16 protein-coding genes are annotated in these 13947 nt (G+C 61.6%); 9 read left to right on the plus strand and 7 right to left on the minus strand.

All coding sequences use genetic code 11. The features are described from left to right. The first annotated feature begins 2 nt into the window (after positions 1 to 2). Positions 3 to 857 carry a sulfurtransferase gene (locus AAEZ10_RS23470; RefSeq protein ID WP_110644438.1) on the plus strand — a complete coding sequence of 285 codons (855 nt, stop codon included), beginning with the start codon at positions 3 to 5 and terminating at the stop codon, positions 855 to 857. 118 nt (positions 858 to 975) lie between these two features. Here AAEZ10_RS23470 and AAEZ10_RS23475 read toward each other — a convergent pair whose 3' ends face one another. From AAEZ10_RS23475 to AAEZ10_RS23495, 5 genes are all read right to left on the minus strand, one after another. After that, a complete protein-coding gene (locus AAEZ10_RS23475; RefSeq protein WP_350571199.1) occupies positions 976 to 1971 on the minus strand; it encodes a hydrolase in 996 nt (331 codons plus the stop codon). A gap of 65 nt (positions 1972 to 2036) precedes the next feature. Then, on the minus strand, positions 2037 to 2651 hold the full coding sequence (gene rsmD, locus AAEZ10_RS23480) for a 16S rRNA (guanine(966)-N(2))-methyltransferase RsmD (RefSeq protein WP_016772711.1): 615 nt from the start codon (positions 2649 to 2651) through the stop codon (positions 2037 to 2039). Further along, complete coding sequence (locus AAEZ10_RS23485) at positions 2651 to 4141, minus strand: M16 family metallopeptidase (RefSeq protein ID WP_350571201.1); 1491 nt, start codon at positions 4139 to 4141, stop codon at positions 2651 to 2653. Before AAEZ10_RS23485 ends, rsmD begins: the two co-directional genes overlap by 1 nt. Beyond that, positions 4134 to 5489 (minus strand): M16 family metallopeptidase, encoded by a 1356-nt coding sequence (locus AAEZ10_RS23490; RefSeq protein WP_350571203.1) that lies wholly within the window; start codon positions 5487 to 5489, stop codon positions 4134 to 4136. Before AAEZ10_RS23490 ends, AAEZ10_RS23485 begins: the two co-directional genes overlap by 8 nt. Before the next feature lie 151 nt (positions 5490 to 5640). Next, complete coding sequence (locus tag AAEZ10_RS23495) at positions 5641 to 5835, minus strand: hypothetical protein (RefSeq protein WP_016772713.1); 195 nt, start codon at positions 5833 to 5835, stop codon at positions 5641 to 5643. Between AAEZ10_RS23495 and ftsY the strand changes: the two genes are divergently transcribed. From ftsY to rpoH, 4 genes are all read left to right on the plus strand, one after another. Next, positions 5834 to 7300, plus strand: a complete 1467-nt coding sequence (gene ftsY / locus AAEZ10_RS23500; protein WP_350571205.1) for a signal recognition particle-docking protein FtsY — start codon at positions 5834 to 5836, stop codon at positions 7298 to 7300. The two genes, AAEZ10_RS23495 and ftsY, sit on opposite strands and share 2 nt — an antisense overlap. Beyond that, positions 7297 to 7968, plus strand: coding sequence for a cell division ATP-binding protein FtsE (gene ftsE / locus AAEZ10_RS23505; RefSeq protein WP_016772715.1), 672 nt, complete (start codon positions 7297 to 7299; stop codon positions 7966 to 7968). The genes ftsY and ftsE overlap by 4 nt, the downstream gene beginning before the upstream one ends. Beyond that, the gene (gene ftsX, locus AAEZ10_RS23510) at positions 7965 to 8990 is read left to right on the plus strand and encodes a permease-like cell division protein FtsX (protein ID WP_016772716.1); all 1026 of its coding nucleotides are present in this window, start codon (positions 7965 to 7967) and stop codon (positions 8988 to 8990) included. Before ftsE ends, ftsX begins: the two co-directional genes overlap by 4 nt. A gap of 115 nt (positions 8991 to 9105) precedes the next feature. Further along, positions 9106 to 9960, plus strand: a complete 855-nt coding sequence (gene rpoH, locus AAEZ10_RS23515) for an RNA polymerase sigma factor RpoH (protein WP_016772717.1) — start codon at positions 9106 to 9108, stop codon at positions 9958 to 9960. 181 nt (positions 9961 to 10141) lie between these two features. On the opposite strand, the gene mtgA is transcribed toward rpoH, so the two are convergent. After that, a complete protein-coding gene (mtgA, locus tag AAEZ10_RS23520; protein ID WP_024014666.1) occupies positions 10142 to 10864 on the minus strand; it encodes a monofunctional biosynthetic peptidoglycan transglycosylase in 723 nt (240 codons plus the stop codon). A gap of 74 nt (positions 10865 to 10938) precedes the next feature. On the opposite strand from mtgA, the gene AAEZ10_RS23525 reads away from it, so the two are divergent. From AAEZ10_RS23525 to trmB, 4 genes are all read left to right on the plus strand, one after another. Continuing rightward, entirely contained in the window at positions 10939 to 11319 is a 381-nt protein-coding gene (locus tag AAEZ10_RS23525; RefSeq protein WP_122506141.1) for a DUF423 domain-containing protein, read from the plus strand. 71 nt (positions 11320 to 11390) lie between these two features. Next, the gene (gene thiS / locus AAEZ10_RS23530; protein ID WP_038861193.1) at positions 11391 to 11591 is read left to right on the plus strand and encodes a sulfur carrier protein ThiS; all 201 of its coding nucleotides are present in this window, start codon (positions 11391 to 11393) and stop codon (positions 11589 to 11591) included. 60 nt (positions 11592 to 11651) lie between these two features. Further along, the gene (locus AAEZ10_RS23535) at positions 11652 to 12446 is read left to right on the plus strand and encodes a thiazole synthase (protein ID WP_007964131.1); all 795 of its coding nucleotides are present in this window, start codon (positions 11652 to 11654) and stop codon (positions 12444 to 12446) included. 9 nt (positions 12447 to 12455) lie between these two features. Further along, a complete protein-coding gene (gene trmB, locus AAEZ10_RS23540) occupies positions 12456 to 13181 on the plus strand; it encodes a tRNA (guanosine(46)-N7)-methyltransferase TrmB (protein WP_350571210.1) in 726 nt (241 codons plus the stop codon). 129 nt (positions 13182 to 13310) lie between these two features. On the opposite strand, the gene AAEZ10_RS23545 is transcribed toward trmB, so the two are convergent. After that, a complete protein-coding gene (locus AAEZ10_RS23545; RefSeq protein ID WP_350571212.1) occupies positions 13311 to 13859 on the minus strand; it encodes an RNA 2'-phosphotransferase in 549 nt (182 codons plus the stop codon). Positions 13860 to 13947: the final 88 nt, after the last annotated feature.

Raw genomic sequence — 13947 nt, forward strand, 5'->3', positions numbered from 1 at the left:
TTATGTCGATTGCGCAGTTGATCAGCCCACAAGCACTGGACGCTCGCAAAGAGCAGCCGGGGCTGGTGATTCTCGATTGTCGTTTTGCCCTCGAAGATCCGGATTACGGTCAGCGCAGCTACGCCGAAGGGCACATTGCCGGAGCGAGTTTCGCCGATCTGGAACGGGATCTGAGCGGTAAAGTCGAGAAGGGCGTGACCGGGCGTCATCCGTTGCCCGAGCCGGCGGCGCTGATCGAACGCCTGCAAGCCTGGGGCATCAGCAACGACAGCGATGTGGTTTTGTACGACGACGGCCCGGGTGCATACGCGGCGCGGGCGTGGTGGTTGCTGGCATGGCTGGGCAAGCGCGACGGCGTGTTCATTCTCGATGGCGGGCTCAAGGCCTGGCACGCGGCCGGCCTGCCGCTGAGCCTGGATCCGCCGAGCATGACCCCGGGCCACTTCAGCGGTCAGCCGGACATGAGCCTGCTGCTCAGCGCCGAGCAATTGCAGCAGCGCCTCGGCCAGCCAACGCTGACCCTGCTCGACGCCCGCGCCTTGCCGCGCTTCAAGGGCGAAATGGAACCGATCGATCCGGTCGCCGGGCACATTCCCGGCGCGCAGTGCGCGGCGTTCACCGACAACCTCGGCAGTGATGGACGTTTTTTGCCGGCGGAGCAGCTCAAGCAGCGCTTTGCCGAGAAACTGGGTGATCGCTCACCGTCGGAACTGGTCGCTTACTGCGGCTCCGGGGTGACGGCTTGTCACAACCTGTTTGCACTTTGCCTGGCCGGCTACCCGCTGGGTGCGCTGTATGCCGGATCGTGGAGCGAGTGGATCAACGAACCGTCGCGCGGCATTGCCACCGGCGAATAAACACAGCGATCTCCTGTAGGAGTGAGCCTGCTCGCGATGGCGCCGGCACATCCAGCATCGTGTCGACTGAGACAGCGCCATCGTGAGCAGGCTCACTCCTGCAAGGGATATGCGGCGCTCATTGACCGAGTGCGGCCAGCCATTGCGGGATACGCCGCTCGAGGTAATACCCGGGCCTGCGCACCGAGCCGTCGACGAAACCGACATGACCGCCACGCGCCTGCAATTCGAACCGGGTGCAGGCTGACAACTCGTCGGCTTGCGGCAGGCTGTGGGGAAATACGAACGGATCATCCGCTGCCTGAATGATCAGCGTCGGCGTGCGGATCTCGCCGAGGTAGTAGCGGCTCGAGGCGCGGCGGTAGTAATCCTCGGCGTCATTGAAACCGTGCAATGGCGCGGTAACCCGGCCGTCGAAATCCCAAAACGTACGCATGTTCTCCAGCGAGCCGAGCGCGGCCAGTTTCGCCAGGCCGTCTTCGCGCCCGTCATGCTGGAACTGACGCTGCTTGTTCCTGATGTAGGCGACCATCTCTCGCATGAAGTGCGCCTGATACACCCGCGAAAACCCTTGGCCGATACGATCGGCACATTGATCGAGACGGAACGGTACCGACACCGCCACCGCGCCGAGCACACCGCTGTTGCTGCCGGTTTCACCCAGATGCTTGAGCAGCACGTTGCCGCCCAGTGAATAGCCGACCGCGTACAACGGCGCCAACGGTCGTTTCGCGCGCAGGTGCTGGATGGCTTCGGCAAGGTCTTCGCTGGCGCCGGAGTGGTAGCTGCGCGGCAACAGATTCGGATCGCCGGAACAACCGCGCCAGTTCAGCGCGACGCTGGCCCAGCCCTGCTCGGCCAAGGCCTTTTGAATGCCCGCCACATAGGGCGAATTGGATGAGCCGGTCAAACCGTGCAGCACCAGTACCAACGGCGCCTCGGCGCTGTGCGGGCCGTGCCAGTCGAGGTCGAGGAAGTCGCCGTCCTCGAGCCACAGGCGTTCGCGTTCGCGCTCGATGTGCACGGTCTTGCGCCACAGCGGCCCCCACAGGGTTTGCAGATGCGGATTGCCGAGGCCGAAGGCGGGGATGAAGCGTTCTGGCGAAGGGGGCACGATGATTCTCGATGGGCTTGTGGCGAGGAAGCTCGCCCCCTCGCCGCAGGTTGCTTGCGACCTTGTCAGCCGGCGATGTCCGCCGTGCGCTGCCACAGCGCGTAAAAAACCCGACCGGATTTCTGTTCACGATGCAGGCGCCAGTTGCCCGGCAGGCCCAGCGTCGATGGCGCTGTTTCGCTTTCAGTGTAGATCCACGAATCGGCCGCCAGCCATTGGCGCTCTTCCAGCAAGGTACAAACCGCTGGCAACAGGTTCTGGTTGAACGGCGGGTCGAGGAACACCAGGTCGAACGGCGTCGCGGTCTGGGTTTCCAGGTAGCGCAGCGCATCGGCGGTTTGCACCTGGCCGTTGCTGCAACGCAGGGTGCCGAGGTGTTCTTTCAGGCTGGAAACCGCAACGTTGCTGGCGTCCAGCGCCTGGGCCGTGGCCGCGCCACGGGACAGGGCTTCGAGAAACAGCGCGCCGCTGCCGGCGAACGGGTCGAGCACTTTCGCCCCTTCGACATACGGCGCGAGCCAGTTGAACAAGGTTTCACGCACGCGATCCGGGGTCGGGCGCAGGCCCGGTGCGTCTGGGAAGCTCAGCTTGCGGCTGCGCCACTGGCCGCCAATGATGCGCAGCTGGTTCACGCCGTTGTGCACGTTTTGCACGGGTTTTTTCGGTGCTCGAGTGGCCATTAATGCTCCGGAACCCCGAGCGGTTGCTCGGCAGGTTTATCAGATGGGGCCGGTAACGGCTTTTGCGGCACGGTCGGGCCAGCGGTGACGATGACCATTTTCTCCGTGCTCAGGTGTTTGTTCAGCGCAGCGCGGACCTGCTCCACAGTCAGACTCTGCGACTGACGCATGAAGTCGTCGAGATAGCTCAGCGGCAGATTATAGAAGCCCATCGCGCCGAGCTGGCCAACGATGTCGGCGTTGCTCGCGGTGGACAGCGGGAAGCTGCCGGCCAGTTCGCGCTTGGCATCGTCGAGTTCTTTCTGCGTCGGCCCGGTTTTCAGGTAGTCGGCGAGCACGTCCTGCACCAGTTTCAGGGTGCCTTCGCTCATCTCGGCGCGGGTCTGCAGGTTGATCATGAACGGGCCACGGGCCTGCATCGGACTGAACGCCGAATAAACACCGTAGGTCAGGCCACGCTTCTCGCGCACTTCGCTCATCAGGCGCGTACCGAAACCACCGCCGCCGAGGATCTGATTGCCCAGCGACAGCGCGGCGTAATCCGGATCGTCGCGATCGATGCCCAGTTGCGCGAGCATCAGGTTGGTCTGTTTCGACGGAAACTCGATGTGGTTGACGCTGGCTTGCGGTTCCTGCGGTGCGGCGATTTTCGCCAGTGCCGGGCCTTTCGGCAGGGCAGAGGAGACCTGATTGGCGATCGCCTCGGCTTCGGCTCGCGACAGGTCGCCGACCAGTGCAATCACAGCGTTGCCTGCGGCGTAGGCCTTGGCATGAAACTCGCGCAATTGCGCGACGGTGATCTTCGGCACGCTCTGCGCATTGCCATCGCTGGAATGCGCGTACGGGTGCTCGCCGTACAGACGCTTCATCAGCTCCAGGCTGGCCAGTTTGCCGGGGTTCTGTTTCTGGTATTCGAAACCGGCGAGCAGTTGGTTCTTGATGCGCGCGAAGGAGTCGGCGGGGAAGGTCGGTTTGCCGACCACATCGGCGAACAGCTTCAACGCCGGTTCACGCTGCTCAGGTGCGCTCAGGCTGCGCAGCGAAGCCAGCGCCATGTCCTTGAACGCACCGTTGCCGAAGTCGGCGCCGAGGCCTTCAAACCCTTGAGCGATGGCGCCGACGTCTTTGCCGGCGATGCCTTCGTTGAGCATGGCGTTGGTCAGCACCGCGAGGCCGGGGACGTTGCCGTCCTGGCTGCTGCCAGCGGCGAAGATCAGGCGCATATCGAACATCGGCAACTCATGGGCTTCGACGAACAGCACTTTCGCGCCTTCAGCAGTGTTCCAGGTCTGCACATCAAGCTTGCGGCTGGCCGGGGCCTTGCCGTCGAGTTCGGCCAGCGATTGCAGTTTCTGGCTGGACTTGGCGTTATCCAGTGCTTCGCTGGCCTTGCTGTCAGCGCTTGGCGACAAATAAACCGCTGCGGAGCCGATCACCGCGACAGCAATCAGGCCAAGCAGCATCAGGCGTGGGGTTTTGCGCTCACTCATGAGTCGTCTCCAAAGGCAGGACGTGGGCGACGCTGAGACGTTCGCGGGTGAAGTACTTTTTCGCGGCATTCTGGATGTCTTGCGGAGTCACGCTTTCCAGATCGGCCAGTTCGGTGTCCATCAGTTTCCACGACAGACCGACCGTCTCCAGTTGACCGATCGCGGTGGCCTGGCTGGTGATCGAGTCACGCTCGTAGACCAGGCCGGCGATGACTTGAGCGCGGACGCGTTCCAGCTCTTCGGCAGACGGCGCGGTGGTTTTCAGTTGCTCAAGCAGTTTCCACAAGCCGGCTTCGGCCTGGGCGATGGTCTTTTTCTTCTGCGTATTCGGCGTGGCCGACAGGGTGAACAGGCTGTCGCCACGGGTGTAGGCGTCATAGTCCGACGAGCCGCCGGAGACCAGCTCTTCGCCGCGTTCCAGCTGCGTCGGGATGCGTCCGCTGTAGCCGCCGTCGAGCAGCGCCGAGATCAGGCGCAGGGCGTTGACCGAGCGTTTGTCTTCGGCGGTAGCAATGCTCGGCACGTTGAAGCCAAGCATCAGGCTCGGCAGTTGGGTCTGCACGCGCAGGGTGATCTGGCGTTCGCCGGGCTCGGCCAGTTCCAGCGGTTTTTTCGCCGGTGGCACGTCGCGTCTGGCGACCGGGCCGAAATAGCGCTGGGCGAGGGTTTTCACTTCGTCCGGAGTGACGTCACCGACCACCACCAGCGTGGCGTTGTTCGGCGCGTACCAGGATTGGTACCAGTGGCGCAGTTCCTCGACTTTCATGCGGTCGAGGTCAGCCATCCAGCCGATGGTCGGCGTGTGGTAACCGCTGGCCGGGTAGGCCATGGCCTTGTAGCGCTCGTAGGCCTTGGACATCGGCTTGTCATCGGTGCGCAGGCGGCGCTCTTCCTTGATGACTTCGATTTCCTTGGCGAATTCGTCGGCCGGCAGGCGCAGGTTGGACATGCGGTCGGCTTCCAGCTCGAAGGCCACGCCAAGACGATCACGGGCCAGCACCTGGTAATAAGCCGTGAAGTCGTCGCTGGTGAACGCGTTCTCTTCGGCGCCAAGGTCGCGCAGGATCAGCGAAGCTTCGCCGGGGCCGACCTTTTCGCTGCCCTTGAACATCATGTGCTCGAGCGCGTGGGACAGACCAGTCTGGCCCGGAGTCTCGTAGCTGGAGCCGACCTTGTACCAGATCTGCGAAACGACCACCGGCGCACGATGGTCTTCGCGCACAACGACCTTGAGGCCGTTGTCGAGGGTGAATTCATGGGTCGGTTGCGGGTCGGCCGCCAGGGCCGAAAGGGGCAGGCAGACTGCGCTGAGCAGCAGGCCAGCAGCGCGGCGGGCTAGAGCATTCATTCGTTTTTCAACCTGTTGGGCTGCCCGCTTGGTCTTAGCGTCGGCGGGCGAGAGGGTGCTAGGATACTGATCCGTTTTACTGGCGGCCACGCCTATCAGGTTTCGATACCCGGTCAGGCTGTATGGGTTTGTCGCGGATAACAGCAGTTTTTCATCTGTACTGCGCGTTTTCGCCGACGATGCCGCTCCAGTCCTTCGTGTTAATTGAAGTTTGAGGTGCCTTCGGTGCCTCGACAAAATGTTGCGCGTGAACAAGCTGGGTGAAACACAGTCTGTTCTGCATCGAATATTTATTTGCCGGGGCGCCCTGTTGGCGCGTCGCTACCGTGAGATAGCCGTCCTCCATGTTTGGTTCCAACGACGACAAGAAGAGCCCAGCTGCGGCTGGCGAGAAGAAAAGCCTGTTCGGATGGCTGCGGAAGAAACCGCAGGAACCCGTCGTCGAACAGCCGCCCGCGATTCCTGAGCCGGCCCCCGCGCTAGCACCTGTAATAGAAGAAGAGCCGGCGCCGATTGTGCTGCCGATCGCCGAGCCGGTGCTGCAACCGGAGGCTGAAGCCGAGCCGGAAGCGCCCGCCGCTCCCGAACTGCCGCTGACGCCCGCCGCCGAGCCGTGGCTGACCTTGCCGGTGGCAGAAGAGCCGGTCGCGCTGGTTGAAGAAGCAGCGCCGCATGTGACGCCAGTGATTCCTGCGCCGGTTGCCGAGGTTGCGGCGCAGCCTGTGCCTGAGCCGGTCGTTACCGAGCCGGTTGCTCCGATCGTCCAGCCATCCGAGCCTGAGCCCGCACCGCTTGCCGCTGCGCCGGTTGTCGCTCCGATCGTGCCGGTCGAAGCGCCTGTAGAAACGCCCGTCGAAACCCCGCGCACCGAAGAAACCAAAGCCGGTTTCTTCGCCCGCCTCAAGCAAGGCCTGTCGAAGACCAGCGCCAGCATCGGCGAGGGCATGGCCAGTCTGTTCCTCGGGCGCAAGACCATTGATGATGACCTGCTCGACGACCTCGAAACCCGTCTGCTCACCGCCGACGTCGGCGTCGAAGCCACTACGCAGATCATCCAGCGCCTGACCCAGAAGGTCGCACGCAAGGAACTGGCAGACGCCGACGCCCTGTACAAATCTCTGCAGGCCGAATTGGCAGCGATGCTCAAACCGGTTGAACAGCCACTGAAAATCGCCTCGCAGAACAAGCCTTTCGTGATCCTGGTGGTCGGCGTCAACGGCGCCGGCAAAACCACCACCATCGGCAAACTGGCGAAGAAGCTGCAACTGGAAGGCAAGAAAGTCATGCTGGCCGCTGGTGACACCTTCCGTGCAGCGGCGGTAGAGCAATTGCAGGTCTGGGGCGAGCGCAACAAGATACCGGTGATCGCCCAGCACACCGGCGCTGATTCCGCTTCGGTGATCTTCGATGCGGTGCAAGCGGCCAAGGCCCGTGGCATCGATGTGCTGATCGCCGACACCGCCGGTCGCCTGCACACCAAAGACAACCTGATGGAAGAGCTGAAAAAGGTTCGCCGGGTGATCGGCAAGCTCGACGCCGACGCGCCGCACGAAGTGCTGCTGGTGCTCGACGCCGGCACTGGCCAGAACGCCATCAACCAGGCCAAGCAGTTCAACCAGACCGTCGAACTGACCGGCCTGGCGCTGACCAAGCTCGACGGCACCGCCAAGGGCGGGGTGATTTTCGCCCTGGCCAAGCAGTTCGGCCTGCCGATCCGCTACATCGGCGTCGGTGAAGGCATCGACGATTTGCGCACCTTTGAAGCCGAACCCTTTGTCCAGGCGCTGTTTGCCGAGCGGGAGCGTTCATGATTCGTTTCGAACAGGTCGGTAAACGCTACCCGAACGGTCACGTCGGCTTGCATGAGCTGAGCTTTCGAGTCCGTCGTGGCGAGTTCTTGTTTGTCACCGGTCACTCCGGTGCCGGTAAATCCACGCTGTTGCGCCTGTTGCTGGCGATGGAACGGCCGACCAGCGGCAAGCTGCTGCTCGCCGGGCAAGACCTGAGCACCATCAGCAACGCGCAGATTCCGTTCCTGCGCCGACAGATCGGCGTGGTGTTCCAGAATCACCAGTTGCTGTTCGATCGTACGGTGTTCAACAACGTCGCCTTGCCGCTGCAGATCCTCGGCCTGTCCAAGGTCGAGATCGCCAAGCGCGTCGATTCGGCGCTGGAGCGCGTGGCACTGTCGGACAAATCCGATCTGTACCCGGGCGACCTGTCCACCGGTCAGCAACAGCGCGTCGGCATCGCCCGCGCCATCGTCCATCGCCCGGCCTTGCTGCTGGCGGACGAACCGACCGGTAACCTCGACCCGCGTCTGGCGGCGGAGATCATGGGCGTGTTCGAAGACATCAACCGTTTGGGCACCAGCGTGCTGATCGCCAGTCACGACCTGGCACTGATCGCGCGCATGCGTCATCGCATGCTGACCCTGCAACGCGGCCGCCTGATCGGCGACGGGGAGGCCGGGGTATGAGTGCGACACGCAGTCCGAAGGTTTCCGAGCGCGTGGCCCCGAAGGCCGCCGATCCGCAACCGCAGAAAAAGAAAAAGCACGACGATGACGACGGCCCGGACTTCGCCACGCTGTTTCGCGCCTGGATCGAAAGCCATCGCGCCAGCCTTCTCGACAGCCTGCGCCGCCTCGGCAAGCAGCCGATCGGCAGCTTCTTCACCTGCATGGTGATGGCCGTGGCGTTGAGTCTGCCGATGGGATTGTCGCTGTTGCTCAACAATGTCGAGCGTCTTGGCGGTTCCTGGCAGCGCGCGGCGCAGATTTCCCTGTACCTGCAACTCGACGCCAGCCCGGAGCAGGGTGAAGCACTGCGTGAGCAGATCAAAGGCATGCCCGGCGTCGCTGATGCCGAATATGTCGGCCGCGATCAGGCGCTGGAAGAGTTCCAGCAGCAGTCCGGCCTGGGCGAAGCCCTGCGTGAGCTGCCTGACAACCCGTTGCCGGGTGTGGTGCTGGTGACACCGAACGAAGTCGACAAGCCGACACTCGAAGCATTAAGACAAAAACTTTCCGAGCTGCCGAAGGTACAACAGGCGCAACTTGATCTAGTCTGGGTCGAGCGTCTGGCCGCCATCCTCAAGCTTGGCGACCGCTTTGTCTTCGGTCTGACGGTGTTGTTGGTGTCTGCATTACTTTTGGTGATAGGCAATACCATTCGTCTTCATATTGAAAACCGCCGCACCGAGATAGAAGTGATTAAACTCGTCGGCGGCACTGACAGTTATGTGCGCCGCCCTTTCCTTTATATGGGCGCGTTGTATGGCTTCGGTGCAGGGCTGTTGTCCTGGGGCGTATTGGCGTTCGGCCTGAACTGGCTGAACGATGCGGTGGTCGGACTGGCCGGCTTGTACGGCAGTGATTTCGCCCTGGCCGGCGTGCCAGTGGCCGACGGTCTGTCGCTCTTGCTTGGCGCGGTGCTGTTGGGTTATATCGGTGCATGGATTGCAGTCGCACGTCATCTCAGGGAGCTGGCGCCGAAGTAGAATCTTTTTTGCGCGTGATTGACCTTGCGGTTTTTATGGGAACTTGTACCTGAGTTCCCGGTCAATTTTTCGCAGTGCCGAGAGGCACGAGTATGTGAGTGGGAGGTTTTTTCGTATGACCAATTCTTTGCAACCTGCTTATGCGCTGGTTCCGGGTGCGAACCTGGAAGCCTATGTGCACACCGTCAACAGCATTCCATTGCTGACGCCGGAGCAGGAGCGTGAACTGGCCGAGAGTCTCTACTATGAGCAGGATTTGGGGGCGGCTCGGCAGATGGTGCTCGCCCACCTGCGTTTTGTCGTACACATTGCCCGTAGCTATTCCGGCTACGGTCTGGCTCAGGCTGACCTGATCCAGGAAGGCAACGTCGGCCTGATGAAGGCCGTCAAGCGCTTCAACCCGGAAATGGGCGTGCGTCTGGTGTCGTTCGCCGTGCACTGGATCAAGGCGGAAATTCACGAGTTCATCCTGCGCAACTGGCGCATTGTGAAAGTCGCGACCACCAAGGCTCAGCGCAAGCTGTTCTTCAACCTGCGCAGCCAGAAGAAGCGTCTGGCGTGGCTGAACAACGAGGAAGTCCACCGCGTGGCGGAAAGCCTCGGCGTCGAACCACGTGAAGTGCGCGAAATGGAAAGCCGCCTGACCGGCCACGACATGGCCTTCGACCCGGCTGCTGAAGCCGACGATGACAGTGCTTTCCAGTCTCCGGCCAACTACCTGGAAGACCACCGGTACGACCCGGCCCGTCAACTGGAAGATGCCGACTGGAGCGACAACTCGAACACCAACCTGCACGAAGCACTGGAAGTGCTGGACGAGCGTAGCCGCGACATCCTCTACCAGCGCTGGCTGGCGGAAGAAAAAGCCACGCTGCACGACCTGGCGCAGAAGTACAACGTGTCGGCTGAGCGAATCCGTCAGCTCGAAAAGAGCGCGATGAACAAGCTCAAGTTGTCGATCGCCGCGTAACCGGCGCATCAGCAATAAAAAACGCCCCGATCAGCGATGATCGGGGCGTTTTCATTTCTGGCTTCACGCAAAACCCATGTGGGAGCGAGCTTGCTCGCGAAAGCGGAGTGTCAGTCACCGCCACTGCTGAATGATCCACCGCATTCGCGAGCAAGCTCGCTCCCGCATTGGTATTTCGGTGTTATTCAGCCCAAGGCGCCCGTCGCGAATCGTTCAGCCCGAGCAAGTAACTGTCCCCGCCCAACTGACTCATCTGCTGCCGAATCCACCCGGCACGGCGCGATACATATCCGGTCGGATGACTCGCGCTCCACACCCGTGGATTGGGCAGTACGGCAGCCAGATAACTTGCCTGCTGTCGCGACAATGACTTCGCGCTCACGCCAAAGTGATGCCGCGCCGCCGCTTCAGCGCCAAACACGCCGTCATCCCACTCGACACTGTTCAGGTACACCTCAAGAATCCGCTGCTTGGGCCAGAACACCTCGATCAGCGCGGTAAACCACGCTTCCAGGCCTTTGCGCAGATAACTGCGACCCGACCACAGAAAGAGGTTTTTCGACACCTGCTGGCTCAAGGTGCTGGCGCCGCGAATCGAGCCGCCCAGCTCGTTGTGGGCCAGAGCGGCCTGAATCGCGCGCAGATCAAAGCCCCAGTGCTCGGGGAATTTCTGGTCTTCGCCAGCAATTACCGCCACTTTCAGGTCATCGGAGATCTGGTCCCACGGTTTCCAGGTGCGCTGCAGATCAATCGGCTCGCCGTCGACCCAGGATTCGACCTTGCGCTCGACCATCAGCGCCGTGCCCGGCGGTGGCACGAAGCGAAACACCAGCACCAGCAAGACACTGCCGCCGGCGAACCAGAGCAGAGCCTTCGTGAGACGACGGAAAATTGAACGCAGCATAGAGATGGCTTGGCCGAACCCGTGGAGCGGGCCATTATACAGACCCTGCCGATGGCGTCTGACTGGAGTTCCCCATGCTGCGTGGCTTTTTGATGCTGGCCGCTTTTTTCGGATTCACCGGTGTTGCGCTGGGTGCGTTCGCCGCCCACGGCCTGAAAAACCGTCTGACGCCGGAATACCTGACGATTTTCCACACGGGTGTCACCTACCAACTGGTGCACACACTCGCGCTGTTCGGCGTTGCGCTGCTGGCCACGCAGATTCAGGGGCGCCTGATTACTTGGGCCGGCCTGTCCTTCACCGTCGGCATAGTATTGTTCTCCGGCAGCCTGTATCTGCTGACCATGACCGGCATCAGCAAACTCGGCATCATCACGCCGTTCGGTGGCTTGGCATTTCTGGTCGGTTGGATCTGCCTCGGCCTCGCTGCCTGGCGCTTGCAGCTAACCGCTTGACGCTTGGTACTGACCTTTAGGTCATGATCGGGCTAGAATGCCAGCCCCTAAAAATGATGGCGGCGTTGTGCATGCGCATTCAGTTGAACGGTGAGTCCTTTGAATTGCCCGACGGTGAAACCGTTGCGGGCCTGATCACCCGTCTGGATCTGGCCGGACGTCGGGTGGCGGTCGAGCTCAATCTGGACATCGTCCCGCGCAGCCAGCATGCCGACACCACGTTGAACGACGGCGACAACGTCGAAGTGGTCCACGCCATCGGCGGCGGCTGATCGCCCGGCCCGCAAGGGCACAGAATTCTGCAAGACCCTCACCCTTAAAGAGGATTCCCCATGAGCATCGTTCGTAGCGACAAGCCTTTTGTGCTGGCCGGTCGTACTTACCAGTCGCGTTTGCTGGTCGGTACCGGCAAGTACCGTGACATGGAAGAAACCCGCCAGGCCATCGAAGCCTCGGGTGCCGAGATCGTCACCTTCGCCGTACGCCGCACCAACCTGGGCCAGATCGAAGGCGAGCCGAACCTGCTTGAAGTGTTGTCGCCGGATCGCTACACCTTTCTGCCGAACACCGCCGGTTGCTACGACGCCATCGAAGCCGTGCGCACCTGCCGCCTGGCGCGTGAGCTGCTCGATGGCCACAATCTGGTGAAGCTGGAAGTGCTGGCCGACCAGAAAACCCTGTTCCCCAACGTGATCGAAACCCTCAAGGCCGCCGAAACCCTGGTCAAGGAAGGCTTCGACGTGATGGTCTACACCAGCGATGACCCGATCATCGCCCGGCAACTGGCGGAAATCGGCTGCATCGCCGTCATGCCGCTGGCCGGTCTGATCGGCTCCGGTCTGGGTATCTGCAATCCGTACAACCTGCAGATCATCCTCGAAGAAGCCAAGATCCCGGTGCTGGTGGATGCCGGTGTCGGTACCGCTTCCGACGCGACCATCGCCATGGAACTGGGTTGCGACGCCGTACTGATGAACTCGGCCATCGCCCACGCCCAGCAACCGGTGATGATGGCGCAAGCCATGCAACACGCCATCGTCGCCGGTCGCCTGGCGTACCTCGCCGGTCGCATGCCGAAAAAACTCTATGCCAGCGCCTCTTCGCCGCTGGATGGTCTGATCAAGTAAGAGCCATTGATGACTGAATCGAACGACACGCCTGTCCAGCCGGACGAAGGCGACGAGCGCCAACACCGCCGCATCAAGAGCTTCGTGATGCGCGCCGGGCGCATGACCGAAGGCCAGCAACGCGGCCTGGACCAGGGCGCGCCGCTGTACGTGCTGCCGCTGGCCGATGCGCCGGTCGATTACGACCAGGTGTTCGGCCGCTCGGCGCCGCGCTCGCTGGAAATCGGTTTCGGCATGGGCCACTCGCTGCTGGAAATGGCCGCTGCTGCTCCAGAGCAGGATTTCATCGGTGTTGAAGTACACCGTCCGGGTGTCGGCGCGCTGCTCAATGGCGTGCTGACCCAAGGGCTGACCAACCTGCGGGTCTACGATTGCGACGCGATCGAAGTGCTCAACCGCTGCATCGCCGACAACAGCCTCGATCGCCTGATGCTGTTTTTCCCGGATCCGTGGCACAAGAGCCGCCACCACAAGCGCCGCATCGTCCAGTCCTCGTTCGCCGAACTGGTGCGTAGCAAGTTGAAGGTTGGCGGCATTCTGCACATGGCCACCGACTGGGAACCGTACGCCGAGTACATGCTGGAAGTGATGAACGTCGCCCCCGGCTACCGCAACCTTGCCGAAGACGGCAAATGCGTCCCACGCCCGGCCGAACGCCCGATCACCAAGTTCGAACGCCGCGGCGAACGTCTTGGCCATGGCGTGTGGGATCTGAAGTTCGAAAAGATCGCTTAAGCATCACGCAATAAAAACTGTGGGAGCGAGCCTGCCCGCGAAAGCGGTCTGACAATCAACGATGATGTTGGATGTCATGACGCCTTCGCGAGCAGGCTCGCTCCCACAATTGTTTTGTGTATGAGGAGATTACAGGGGGGCAAGAAATCGAGCGGGCACCTGCTCTGTCAACCAGACGCCATTTTCGGCCTGATAGAACTTGAAGCCCTGTTCTTCCATCTGCTTCGCGGCAACCTTCAGAACGACTGGCGTTCCGTAGCGTTGACCCACGGCCGACGCGGTGGCGATCTCGTCGGACAGATGCACCTGATGGCGTTGTCCTGGAATCAAGCCTTGTTCGTGGATCGAGTCGAGAAAACGCGTCGCTGTTCCGTGGTAGAGCGTTTGCGGTGGCTGTTTCTGCTCGAATTGCAGGTCAACGCTTTTCGTCGAGTGGCCTTGAGCAGCGCGTATACAGTGGCCATCAGCGGAAATCGTAAAACGCTTCTTGTCACTGCTGGTCACGACGTTTTCAATCAGCTCACGACTTAAATGCCTGCCATCACGCGCCGCGCCGCTGATCAGTGCGTCGATATTTGCCCAGCCATCCGAATCCAGCGTAAGACCAATCGCCTGAGGCTCGTGACGCAACACGAAGCTGAGAAATTTGCTCGTCTCATCCAGTAGTTTTTTACTCATGAACTTCCCTTTCATTGCAATCAACTGTGGGAGCGAGCCTGCTCGCGAAAGCGGTCTGACAATCAACGATGATGTTGGATGTTAAGAC

The organism is Pseudomonas sp. H26/SER47-MNA-CIBAN-0231 (genome assembly GCF_040310465.1).
In the GTDB taxonomy this organism is placed as follows: Bacteria; Pseudomonadota; Gammaproteobacteria; order Pseudomonadales; family Pseudomonadaceae; genus Aquipseudomonas; species Aquipseudomonas atacamensis.